Origin of the sequence: Vibrio injensis, assembly GCF_001895205.1 — a bacterium.
In the GTDB taxonomy this organism is placed as follows: domain Bacteria; phylum Pseudomonadota; class Gammaproteobacteria; order Enterobacterales; family Vibrionaceae; genus Vibrio; species Vibrio injensis.
Window position 1 is genome coordinate 303,225 of the sequence record NZ_BDJF01000011.1, and the last position, 13,126, is coordinate 316,350.

General features: G+C 44.0%; 9 protein-coding genes. 5 read left to right on the plus strand and 4 right to left on the minus strand.

Annotated elements, in window-relative coordinates:
• The first annotated feature begins 169 nt into the window (after positions 1-169).
• The 3 genes from BSR11_RS04705 (at position 170) to malZ (ending at position 4,563) form a co-directional block, all read left to right on the plus strand.
• Positions 170-649, plus strand: coding sequence for a hypothetical protein (locus BSR11_RS04705; RefSeq protein WP_072669312.1), 480 nt, complete (start codon positions 170-172; stop codon positions 647-649).
• A gap of 203 nt (positions 650-852) precedes the next feature.
• Positions 853-2,658 (plus strand): alpha-amylase family protein, encoded by a 1,806-nt coding sequence (locus BSR11_RS04710; protein ID WP_072669313.1) that lies wholly within the window; start codon positions 853-855, stop codon positions 2,656-2,658.
• 69 nt (positions 2,659-2,727) lie between these two features.
• A complete protein-coding gene (gene malZ, locus BSR11_RS04715; protein WP_072669314.1) occupies positions 2,728-4,563 on the plus strand; it encodes a maltodextrin glucosidase in 1,836 nt (611 codons plus the stop codon).
• Between the two features lie 47 nt (positions 4,564-4,610).
• Here malZ and BSR11_RS04720 read toward each other — a convergent pair whose 3' ends face one another.
• Together BSR11_RS04720 and BSR11_RS04725 are read right to left on the minus strand one after the other, a co-directional pair.
• On the minus strand, positions 4,611-6,152 hold the full coding sequence (locus BSR11_RS04720; protein ID WP_072669315.1) for a BCCT family transporter: 1,542 nt from the start codon (positions 6,150-6,152) through the stop codon (positions 4,611-4,613).
• Positions 6,139-7,038, minus strand: a complete 900-nt coding sequence (locus BSR11_RS04725) for a homocysteine S-methyltransferase family protein (protein WP_072669316.1) — start codon at positions 7,036-7,038, stop codon at positions 6,139-6,141. The genes BSR11_RS04720 and BSR11_RS04725 overlap by 14 nt, the downstream gene beginning before the upstream one ends.
• Positions 7,039-7,293: 255 nt before the next feature.
• On the opposite strand from BSR11_RS04725, the gene BSR11_RS04730 reads away from it, so the two are divergent.
• Complete coding sequence (locus BSR11_RS04730) at positions 7,294-8,472, plus strand: DUF3103 domain-containing protein (RefSeq protein WP_072669317.1); 1,179 nt, start codon at positions 7,294-7,296, stop codon at positions 8,470-8,472.
• Between the two features lie 332 nt (positions 8,473-8,804).
• Complete coding sequence (locus BSR11_RS04735) at positions 8,805-10,073, plus strand: S8 family peptidase (RefSeq protein WP_072669318.1); 1,269 nt, start codon at positions 8,805-8,807, stop codon at positions 10,071-10,073.
• Between the two features lie 64 nt (positions 10,074-10,137).
• On the opposite strand, the gene BSR11_RS04740 is transcribed toward BSR11_RS04735, so the two are convergent.
• Complete coding sequence (locus tag BSR11_RS04740) at positions 10,138-11,073, minus strand: exopolyphosphatase (protein ID WP_072669319.1); 936 nt, start codon at positions 11,071-11,073, stop codon at positions 10,138-10,140.
• A 194-nt stretch (positions 11,074-11,267) separates the two neighbouring features.
• The gene (locus tag BSR11_RS04745) at positions 11,268-13,004 is read right to left on the minus strand and encodes a methyl-accepting chemotaxis protein (protein ID WP_072669320.1); all 1,737 of its coding nucleotides are present in this window, start codon (positions 13,002-13,004) and stop codon (positions 11,268-11,270) included.
• Positions 13,005-13,126: the final 122 nt, after the last annotated feature.

The following is a 13,126-nucleotide window of genomic DNA, read 5'->3' on the forward strand; positions in this document are numbered from 1 at the left end:
TCAGCGTAAAACGATCACATTGCGCCGATTAAATGATATAACCGAGACTGCCTTTTGCACTATTGTTGATAAAACGCAAAGCAACACCTTGCAGGTCAGTCAATGATGGTCTTTTCACACTTGATCCGCTCTCCTAGCGGTTAAGTTTTCTCTAAAGTAAGGAATATGTATGTCTGATATCGCAACCAGTATTGATGCCATTCAACCTATGGTGGAATCTTCTTCTGGCTCTATCTGGGGTTATGTGGTCGGTGGGCTAGTTCTTGTCGTGGCCGCTGGTTATTTTGGCTTTAAAAAGATCAATCAGCCTGCCTTTGTGATTAAACAAATTCGCAAACGCAACCGCAAAGAAATGCAAAAACAAGGGATAGAAAGCACCGAAGCGCTGGCCGATTTGGATCATTTGTTGGATGTCGTTCAGCAACACGCTATCGAGAATGGCATGAGTGGCACGGCTATGGTTCAACTGCTGGCACCACTCAACGATAAAGCCAAAATCAACTCTGCTGCTGGGTTTTATCAAGCGATGGCTTATATTGCCAAAAACATCAATCAGCCACAGCTAGTGAAAAGCTTACAAAACAAATCTAAACAAGTGAAATCCAGCTCGCCACTGATGGCCGGGCTACTGAAACGCGCTGGGGTTTAATTCTCGATTTCTGTGGCTTGCTATAATCACCAGCAGGCCATAGCAACAACCATTCCGTTCATTCGTATAGCTTAACCTAGCTCACACTTTTTCACTCTCCCTTCGATCTACGCCCTAAATTGCTGAGTAAGGGATGAGTTGCATTATCTAACCATTGTCTACCCTAAAGCGGTTTCTTATTGATAGCAGTTAGGTTTTAGACGATGCATCCAGAATATTCCTCTTCAAAAATAAACGTTTATCAAGTCTTTACTCGTCTATTTGGTAATACGCAAACCGCCAACATCCCCTGGGGCACAAAAGCGCAAAACGGAGTGGGTAAGTTTAATGATTTTACGCTTAAAGCCTTGCAAGAAATTGCTCAATTAGGGACAACGCATATTTGGTATACCGGTGTTCATCATCATGCTTTAGTGGCCGACTACCGCCAGTTTGGCATCAGTGATGATCACCCAAGCGTAGTCAAAGGACGCGCAGGTTCGCCTTACGCGGTGAAAGATTATTACTCAGTCAATCCCGATTTGGCCGATAACCCCGCGCAACGTAACCAAGAGTTTTTGGCCTTAATTAACCGCTCACATCAGGCTGGCTTAAAAGTCATTATTGATATTGTTCCGAACCATGTGGCGCGACACTATCAAGGATTAAACAATCCTCCCGGCGTCGAAGACTTCGGACAAAGTGATAATACTCAACTTGAGTATGCCAGAGACAATAATTTTTATTACCTACCCAATCAGGCGTTTCAAATGCCCGATCTGCCCGATCACTTAGCACCATTAGGGGGTGAAAATCATCCGCTCCTGGCTGAGCCTTATCAAGAGTTTCCAGCCAAATGGACCGGCAATGGCTCGCGGCAGGCCAAACCGGATGTGGACGATTGGTATGAAACGGTAAAGATTAATTACGGCATTACTCCTAGTGGAGAGAAAGACTTCGCCGAACTGCCAGAATCTTATCGCTGGCTTTCTCATCAAGCGCATTTTACTTTTTGGCAGCAGCAGTCAGTGCCGAACTCGTGGCTTAAGTTTCGTGATATTGCGCTCTACTGGTTAGAACAAGGGGTTGATGGGTTTCGTTATGACATGGCGGAGATGGTACCGATTGAGTTTTGGAGTTTTATGAACTCAGCGATCAAGCACGTTAAACCTAATACCTTTTTAATGGCCGAAATCTATCAACCTGAGCTTTACCGTGATTATATTCAGTTAGGCAAAATGGATTATTTGTACGATAAAGTCGATTTATACGATGGGTTAAAAGCCATCATGCAGGGCAAAGCATCAACCGCGATCATTGGCAGTATTGAGCATCAAATGCGTGATATTGAACATCATATGTTGCATTTTTTAGAAAATCACGATGAACAACGCATTGCCTCGGCTGACTTTGCTGGTGATGCTGAACAAGGGCGACCAGCGATGCTGATCTCTACCTGTTTATCCAGTGCGCCGACCTTGATTTATTTTGGTCAAGAGGTGGGTGAACCAGGGGCGGAACATGCTGGATTTGGTCAGCCGTCACGCACCTCTATTTTTGACTATATTGGCGTACCTGAGCATCAAAAATGGCTGAATCACGGTCGATTTGATGGTGGGCAATTAAGTGATAAGCAGCGCCAGCTACGTCAATTTTACTGCCAGCTACTCAACTTAGCGAAAAGCAGTCCTGCGCTGATGGGCGATTATCACGATTTATACGCTGAAAATTGGCCACATTTTGCAGAGCAACAACATACGCTGTTTGCCTTTGCCCGCTCTTGCCCTGAGCAAAAATTGATTATTGCGGCTAACTTTAGCACCACGGCAAGTAAAACCGTGCCACTGCATTTACCCCAAGAGCTGATTAAACATTGGCAATTGAGCGAGGGAGAATATGCCTTAATCGATCATCTCAATCAGCAACCACTCACACTGGTGGTAACGAAGCAGCGCAGTTATGTCGAGATAAATTTTCAGCCGCTTTCCACGCATTTTATTGAAATTGACCCTGAACACTTAGCTTTGTAAGCCAGTTGCTGATCTGCTCCCTGCTGAGAAAAACAGCAGGGAAATTGTACGATGATGAAGGAGTATAATATGCGCGCCCCGTTTCTTTTTCACGGCCAAACTGAATCATGGGTTACTCGCCACCAAGATTCATTAACCTTAACCATAGCTATTGAACGCTCATTTCCATGCCGCCAAATTCTCGTGCGTCATGAGCCTGATAATGAAGAACATTTAGTCGAGATGGTCAATATAACCACTCATGAACGGCTCACTTATTGGCAAGCAACTATCCCGCTAAATCAAGATCGCGCGGTGACTCACTATGTTTTTAAGGTACTCTCTGAACAAGGTCAGTGGTGGCTAGATGCGAAATCTGTCTCCGCGCGAATCCCGAGCCGTGAGTACCACTTCAAGTACAATGCACAACATCAGCCGCCATCTTGGGTTAGTCGACAGGTTTTTTATCAGATTTTTCCGGATCGCTTTGCTAATGGCAAACCGGAAATCAGCGTCAAAAGCGGAGAATACTGTGTCAGTGGCGGCAGCAAACCGGTGATTGCTAAAGCATGGGGGGAGCCCGTTGATAATCATCAAGGCAATGGCGGCTGTGAATTTTATGGCGGCGACCTATATGGGGTAGAAGAAAAGCTTGATTACTTACAAGATCTTGGCGTTACTGCGCTGTACCTCAACCCGATCTTTCATGCCCCTAGTAATCATAAATACGATTGCATGGATTACTATCATGTCGACCCACATTTAGGTACCAATCAACACTTTGCGCAGCTGTGTGATAATCTTCATCAGCGAGGGATGAAAATTGTGCTCGACGCGGTTTTTAACCATACTTCTACCGAGCATCCGTGGTTTAATTTACAGGGTTGGCATCAAGAAGTAGGCGCTTATCAATCGGTCCAATCCGCTTATCGTGATTACTATTTTTTCCAAGGCGACACTCAAGAATATATCGGTTGGAAAGGAGTCGCTAGCTTACCGGTGTTGAACTTTCAGCATCCTGACGTCAGAGCGGCTATTTATCAATCTGATCAAGCGGTAATTAAACATTGGCTAAAGCCTCCGTATCAAATTGATGGCTGGCGCTTTGATGTTATCCATATGCTCGGTGAAGGTGAAGGTGCCAAAAATAATGCTCATTACGTGCAAGCCTTTCGTGATGCGGCAAAACAGATCAACCCGGATTGCTATGTATTGGGTGAACATTTTTTTGAAGCGACTCAATGGCTACAAGGCGATCAAGAAGATGGCGCGATGAATTATTATGGTTTTGCGCATCCTTTACGGGCCTTGCTCACGCATTTAGATATTGCTTTTCACCCTATCGATATCCAAGTAGCGCAGTTTCTCGATTGGCTAGCAGAAGCCAGAGCCAAAATCCCGTGGGCGAATCAGTTAGCGCAACTCAATCAATTAGATAGCCATGATACCGCACGATTTATGGAGCTGATCGATGGCGATCAACCGTTATTTCATATCGCCAGCACTCTACTTTTCACCTATGTGGGTACGCCTTGTATTTATTATGGGACGGAGGTTGGATTAAGAGGCAGCCATGACCCCGACAACCGTCGTTGTATGCCTTGGCAGCAAGTGACAACATCACCTTATTTTGCTTTCTTTCAACGACTGATTGCGCTACGAAAACAATATGTCGCTTTGCAGATAGGCGATTTTCAACTGCTGTATCAAGATGAGAGCAGTTTTGTCTTTGCACGCTGCTATGCGGAGCAAAGCGTTCTGGTTGCGATTAATCTTGGTCATGCCCGTGACGTATGTTTGCCCCTCTGGCAGTTGGGGTTAACCAGTGGGGAGTTTAGCAATGCGCTAAGCGCACAACATTATGAGTATCGACATGGAGAAATGCTCATCACGCTTGAGGCCAAAAGCGCGATGATTTTAAGCTAGCCAGTACCAAGCAAGCCAGTTGTTAATTCCGGCTTGCTTGGGTTCAGTTACTCCGCTTTACTAAGTACAATCTGGCACTCGGTTACCGTTTCTGCTTCACTTTGGCTGGGTAAAATGCCTAACGTATGTAAAAAGCCTTTCAACATAATGGCATAGATAAACATCATCGGCAGACCGGCAACCACACACAGTGATTTAATGGTCTCTATACCGCCGCCTGCTAAAAATACACTGAGACTGATCAAACCAATGGCCGCCGCCCAAAGTAGCTTCACTCGATTATCAGGATCGCCATTCAGTTCAAGTTGATTGGTGGTTAACATCGCCGTGGCGACACTGGCGCTCGACATGGTGGTCAACATTAAGAAAAACTGGATGATTAAAAACAAACCGAGGATCCAACCACCGCCGGGTAAAGTTTTGATCAAAGCGACCACAGCGTAGGTTAATCCCCCTTCCGCCATCCACGCTTGAACGGGTAAGCCACCTAGCATTTGCGCCCATACTGCATAACCACCGAAAATAGAGATGAAAAATGCGCAGCCTAAAGCGCCCATCGAAAGGGTATAAAGGATCACCTCTTGAATAGTACGACCGCGTGAAATACGGGTGATAAAGAGCCCCATCATGATCAAATACGCGTAATACCAAAACCAGTAGTATTGCGTCCAACCTTCAGCAAAGCCACTTTGCTGAACCGGATCGGTCCACAAAGACATTCTAAAAAAGCTATCTAGCATCACGCCTAATGAATCAGTAAAATTATTAATTATAAAAGCAGGCTGAGTGACCAGCAGAACAAACAGCGCAAACACAATCGCCAAGGTCACTGTCCAATTTGAAATTTGATTAATGCCTTGATTAAAGCCCACGAACATCACCGCGACTAATGAGCTAACAAACAACGCAATAATGATCCCTTGAAGACCAAGGCTGTTATTGATCGCCAATAAATCGGCAACCCCAGTACTCACCAGCGTCACGGTTAACGCCAATGAGCTAGCAAAAGCAGCCAGCGTGCCAAAAATCGACAACAGATCAATACTTTTGCTGACCAGCGGATGATTGCCGACCACGGATGAACATAGACTCGACACTTTTAAAGTGCGCCTTTTCTGCACATAAAAAGCATAGGCAAAAGGAATCGCGGGGAAACAGTAAATGGCCCAGCCAGTGATCCCCCAATGAAAAATCGAATAGGTCACAGCCCACGCGGCGGCTGGGTAACTATTCGCCTCAGCAAATAACGGCGGCGATTGTAGGTAATACATCGGCTCACCAATCGCCCAGTAAATCAAGGATGCGCCAACACCAGCGGTGAATATCATCCCACCATAAGAAAAATTGCTGTATTCGGTTTTTTCATCACCCAGACGGATTTGGCCATGTTTGGAAAAGGCGAGCCAAAGTAAAAAGCCGACTAACGCCAAACTGGCTAGTTGCACCAACCAGCCAAACCAGTGACTGACCCACGCCATCGCTTGTCCAGCCATGGCTTGTGAGTTGGCAGGATAAAGGGCTGAAACGGTCAGTAATACCAATACCAAAATAATCGCCGGGAAAGCTAAGCCATAGTTAAGATTTTTCAAGCGCCTGCCTCCAATCCTGTAAAGCACGAATATGGGTTGGGGTAATACCGCAGCAGCCACCAATCACGGTTGCGCCTAGTTCATACCACTGCTTGGCAAACTCAACGTAATCTTGCGCGCTGAACTCACGCATCGCCTGAACGGTTTGATTAGCCGCATGTTGCGCTTTAATCGGCGCAAAGCTATTGGCATACACCCCGATCTCGATACCGGTTTTATCTCCATTCAACGCATTTTTCGCTTGCGAAATAGCATCCGCCATCACTTCAGGTACTGAACAGTTAAATAACATCCCTGCCCCTCCTGCCGCAGCAACTTGCTGAGCGGCATTCGATACCGACTCTCCAGAACGCAGCAGCGCCACATCGCCATCATCTTGCAAAGTAAACGAGTAATAACAAGGCTTACTTGATTGCCCTAAGACCTGCTGAATCATGCTCAACTCTTCTAAGCTGGAAATGGTTTCGGCAATCCAGATATCCACGTAAGGATCTTGCGCCGCATACAGGGCTTGGGTGATCGCCTGCGCTGGTTGCGCTTGAAACAGATCGGGGCGATAGCTGCCCATTGCTGGCGGAATTGAGCCTGCTACCTGTACGGCATGTGACGCTTGCTGTGCAACCTCAGCAGCAATGTGCGCCGCTAAACGGGCCAATCTTGCGCCATCGCTGTGATACAGTGCTTCACCTAAATGAAAAGGCACACAGGCATAACTATTGACGGTAATGATCTCAGCACCGGCTTCAATAAAACTCTGATGCGCTAAACGGACATGATCTGGCGATTCAATCAGTGCTTGGGCACTCCATAACGGCTGTGAAAACGGCGCGCCTATGCGTTTTAATTCCCGGCCCATACCGCCATCAAGAAGGGTCAATCTGCTCATATTCTTGTATCCATACTGCTTTATTGGTTCAAGCATTGAAGCATACTGTGAGCAAGATCATAGTGAATAAGCTTCAAATACAACATGAAAAATTTTCAGGTTAGATATTTGATTTCAATCGACATTTTAGAGCTAAAAGTCTAATGCTTGATCTTCGTTCAATATTTGCCCGGCCAATATGATTGACGGAATCAATCATTATGTTAAATTCACCGCGAATACCCCCGTTTTATTTGCTGCCATAAAGAGCTTCTTATGATAAAAAAAATAATCCTAATTGCCGGATTGGCCCTCGCCCTGCTAGGTTGTAAATCCGAAGATGATAGTGCTTTACGCGCTCAACAGCGCGCTGATGCTATCAGTAATGAAAAACGCGATATCGCCTACTATTTAAGTCAACATTATAATTTATATTCAAGCTCACTACAGAGCACACTGAATAACCATAATTTAAGTGTTTCGATTGCCGATTTAGTGAGTGACGATCAAAGTCCAACATTAAGTGCTCGTGTTAAACAAGCGGATGAAACGATTCGTACATTACAAGGTATCGAAGCGTTTACCGATGAGTTATTAGAGCTTCGCTTAGCCGACGGCACCATGCTCAAAGATCTGCAACAAGGCCAACTGCCATTATTCGCCTTTGAACCCAAAGGTAATGAGCAAACCTGGCAGTTTATTGAAGCGTTCGACATTTATGGCAATATCCACCAGTTGGACGTCTATCAATTACCAAGCTTTCCTGTATTTGTTGTCGATAATAACAGCGCAAAATCACTACAGGCAGGCTTACAAGCTATGCGTCAGGAACTGCAAAAATTGGGACAACAACCCATCAGTCAATCTGACGACCTCCTATCGACATCGCAAGCGCGTAACCTTAGTGTGGCGAATAAATCAGATGTGCAACCTCTCTCAACCACGGTATTGAAAAAAATCCGCCTTGAAGATGACAAAGAGCCTTGGATTTTGGGTAAAGCTGAAATTTATGCTTTGGTAACAGGGGTTGATCCTAGTCGTGATAAACCGACGATTGATGTGGTTGACATGCCTTATTTGGATTATGACAAGATAGATTACTATCCTAACCAAGTAATGATCCATTGGGCGCGCTATCGTTGGGGAGCGGTTGATATCGTATTAATGGAGCAAGACAGTGGTACCGATTATAAAGAACTGGCTAAGCTGTTGGTTGAAGCCGCAGAAAAAGTGCTACAGTCAATTCCTGATCTTGAAGCTCAAGGGTATTCAGTGATTGCCAATATCACAGGTAAAATTATCGATGCCATCCCCAGCGGATTGCTGACTAACGATGATGATTTTGTTGATGTTTTTTATACTATTCAACAAGATAAGCCTTATATTGATCATCCAGGGGCAACCAATAACGCACTGGTCACGTTAGAGCCTTTAACCATTGATCCTACTCGTTAATTTCAGTATTTCGTTTCCCTAAAACCGAAAGCTTTGCTTTCGGTTTTTTTCTGCCGCTTGATAGATATTTATGCGATTTATAATGGATAAATAATCATTATAAATCGCCATGCTGTAAATCAAGCAGACCAAAAAACGTACAGTTTTTTTTACTTAATAGTCTATCAATATCATTGAATTAACCAATAAATAACAATTCAGTAAATAAAAACAAACACATTCACCCAACTAATAATAGCTTTATTAATAAACTATAAAACTGGCGAATGGCTGCCGTTGTAATGATCCTTGATGAGTGGTATTTGCCACTAACATTTTACAAGGATAAAAAAATGTTTAAGAAAAATGTCAAACGTACAGTACTGGCTGGGTTATTGTTGCCAACTTCAATCTCACTGGCAATAGCATCTCAGCTTAAGGATCAAGAAGTACCGAGTTTTACCCCCTCTGTTGCTGTTGAAAATCATCAAACAGAACAACGCTATTTTGTTACCTACGTGCCTGGGGCAACCAGCGGACCAATGCGGATGAGTCAAAACGGCTTAACAGAAACAGATTTCTCTCTGCAAAAAGCCGCCGATATATTAAGTACTCAGCAAGTAACGGTCATCAATCACCTCGAGTCATTACATACTTCAGTGGTTGAGATGACGCCAACTCAAGCCAAGCAACTGCTCGATAATCCTGATGTGGCGATGATCGAAGTCGACCCAATACGCTATTTATTCGATGCTGAGATTGAGCCTTACGCACAACAGACCCCATACGGAATCCGTATGGTACAAGCCGATCAACTCTCTGACGTTTATGCGGCTAATCGTAAAGTTTGCGTCATCGACTCGGGATATCTTCGCAACCATGTTGATCTACCGAGCGCTGGAGTCACAGGCAGCACTTTCTCTGGCCATGGTTCATGGTTCACTGATGGCAATGGCCATGGAACTCACGTTGCAGGGACAATTGTCGCACTGGATAATAATGTCGGAGTTGTTGGGGTGCTACCGTCTGGCTTAGTCGGCCTACACAACGTAAAAATCTTTAACGATTCCGGTGTCTGGACTCGCGCTTCGGATTTGATTCAAGCTATCCAATCTTGTCAAAGTGCAGGCAGTCATGTGGTAAATATGAGTTTAGGTGGTAGCCAAGGCAGCGTAACCGAACAAAACGCAATGCGTAACTTTTACCAACAAGGGATGCTCTTAGTTGCAGCAGCAGGTAACTCAGGAAACAGCGGCTTCTCATACCCGGCGTCTTATGATGCAGTGGTCTCAGTTGCGGCGGTTAACTCAAGTGGTAATGTGGCTAACTTCTCACAGTTCAATTCACAAGTTGAACTCTCGGCACCAGGAGTTGGGGTACTATCAACCGGTAATAATGGCGGCTACTTAAGCTATAGCGGAACCTCAATGGCTTCACCTCACGTTGCAGGTGTCGCAGCGCTGGTTTGGAGTCACTTTCCACAATGTCGACCAGAGCGAATCCGTCAGTCACTCAGTCAAACGGCTCTCGATCGTGGTGCCGCAGGTAGAGATAATTTTTACGGTTGGGGGATAGTTCAAGCGAGAGCTGCCTATAACTGGTTATCTCGCAATGGCTGTTAATTTCTAATATTGAGAATATGAACAGGGTACTGAGTACCCTGTTTGTTATTTTCCAGAGACAAATCTAACCGTCTAAATTAATTTGTTTAATCAATTCTTCTTGTACACGGTCTGCCTCAGATAAGGGAATTTGACAGGTTCCAGCGGCATGATGACCGCCGCCACCGTATTTGAGCATTAACGCACCAACATTGGTTTTAGAACTACGATCAAAAATTGATTTACCAGTGGCAAAAACAATATTCTGCTGTTGAAAACCCCACATTTTGTGAATCGAGATATTACAGTGAGGAAAGAGCGCATAAATAATGAATCGATTACCAGCATAAATCACTTCTTCATTAGTTAAATCCAATAAAACAAGATTACGATAGACTTCTCCACAGCGCTGAATCTGTTCTTTAAATTTGATTTCATGCTCGCGATAAAGATCTACCCGCTCCTGTACATCAGGCAGTGCCAAAATTTGTTCAATGCTTTGGGTACGACAATTCTCAATCAAATTCATCATTAAGTTATAGTTGGATACTCGAAACTCTTTGAATCTGCCGAGCCCAGTGCGAGCATCCATCAAGAAATTTAATAAGTTCCAACCTTGGGAATCGAGCACTTCATCGCGAGTAAATTGGGCCGAATCTCCTTTATCAACCGCCGCCATCATCTCTATCCATCGCTCCGGAAATACTGATTCCCCTCCATAATGATCCCATACAACTCGCGCGGCAGAGGGTGCATTCGGGTCGATAACATGATTGGGGCGAGAACCTTGATTACGAATGGTTTCTGATAAATGATGGTCAAATACCATATGTGCTTCTTTGACATAAGGTAAATTGGTAACAATATCGTGCTCGGTAATCTCTATCAATCCATCTTGCATATCTTTCGGGTGTACAAACTTAATTTCCTCGATCAAATCAAGCTGTTTGAGCAATACGGCGCACACCAAACCATCAAAGTCACTTCTCGTGACTAAACGGAATTTTTGTTGTTGTGACATGGCTAATTCCTTTATCTATTTTTTTGTTATTCAACGCTGAAGAGACCGGAAAAAATAAATACAGCACTCTTTAATATCATCGAGCTTAATAAAGCTCACTAATGCTTAAAAAGCAAATGGAACACTCTCTATCTGTTTATAAATCGACCCTCTAATGAGGGTCAAGATTATTAATAGGCGTATCTATCTAGTTATTAAGTTCGAATGTGTTTAATCGCCGCATTTAAATCATCGACATTACGCTGCAAATCGGTAACAACAGGACCTAGTTGGTTAATAGCAATATTCATATCCGAAGACAGCGATTTAATATTACTGAGATTACTCGATATCTCATCGCTCACTGTTAATTGCTCTTCCGTTGCTGAGGCGATAGAGGTATTAAGCTTATGGATTTCAATGGCTGAGTTTTGTATGGTGCCTAATGCTTCGTTAGCCGTTGCCATATTGCCACGTGTCGATTGCATTTTATCGGCACTGGAACGAATGGTTTTGGTTGACTGCTCTGCTTTTTCTTGCAACGCAGAAATCATGGTTTCAATTTCTCCCGTTGACTGTTGAGTTCGTTGCGCAAGAGATCGAACTTCATCGGCAACCACCGCAAATCCTCGCCCTTGTTCACCAGCTCGAGCCGCCTCAATCGCCGCATTTAATGCCAGTAAGTTGGTTTGCTCGGCGATAGCCTTAATCACATCAAGGACATTGCCGACATTATTCGATTCATTCGCTAATTGCTGAATAACCTCTGACGTTTTGGTAAATTCGCTTTCCAACTCACCAAACTCATGAGTCGTTTTATTAAACACCTGCTTACTGGTACTGGCTTCTTTTTCTGCGCTACCGGCGTACTGCTCAGCCATGGTGGTACTTTCGGCAACAGTAGAGAGTGCGGAGGTCATCTCTTCCATAGCAGTAGCCGCCATTTCAAGTTCTTGACTTTGTTGATTGGCTACTTTTGCATTTTGCTCAGTCACATCACGAATCGTATCTGAGATAGCAGAGATAGTATGATTAACTTGGTTAATTTTGGTAATGGTCGAAGAATAGCTAACCAAGACTTTGTTGATGGTTGAACCGATAATCCCTAATTCATTATTACTTTTATCATTCACTCGCAGGGTTAAATCTGAATCGGTATCGACTTTTTGCAGTAGCGTTGCCATGCTATCTATTGGTTTCACGACCTTACGATTGACAATGAAGTAACCAAGAATGGCAATCACAAAGACAATCACTAATGAGATATTACCGATCAACACCGTACTTTTTACTTTCTGTGCGGCCTCATTCATCTGTTGACTGGTACGATTCTCCAGTTCAGTAAAAAACTTATCAATGGGAGCCATGATTTTAGCTTTCTCTTGATGGTATTGATTACTGTGCAATAACTCGATAGCCATATTACGATCCGGCGCTCTTCTCACCGTGTAATTGCCACTTGCATCAGCAAACAATCCTTTTACCGCGTTCATGGCTTTGACTTCCATGTTCACTAGCGCATCGGAGTTAGCTTGTGCTTCTCTCAGTAAGCGAAACTCTTGTTCAGTAAAACCTAGATCACTCATCATTTGATTAAGCGAGATAGTCTTACCATCTCGTTTCGGTTTTTGGCCATGTTGTAAAACAAGATCCCAATAAATGGTGTGGTAATTCTCTGGGCGGGGTTTCTTTCCGTTACGAATATCTAAAATATCCATATACATTTTTTCGTACTTTTCATCACCCGTGACGACATAAGTTCGTCCTAAACGGGTTAAGTCATCCGAGCTTTGGCGAAGTTCGTCTGCAGCTTGATAAGATTGATAGCGAACTTGCGCCATACGCTCAACTTGGTGCATGAGTCCATTGAGCTGCAATACGGTTAATACACTAATAATAATACCCGCACTAATCACAGCAAATACGAGCTTCATAGTATTGTTGATAGTCATAACACTGCCTCTTGGTTTTTATCAACGAAAATAAATTAAGCCGTATTGTTTTTATTATTACTATCAGCATAGAACACGGTGATGAACCATGAAGGATTTTTTTCTGACTTGTGAGAGAGAAA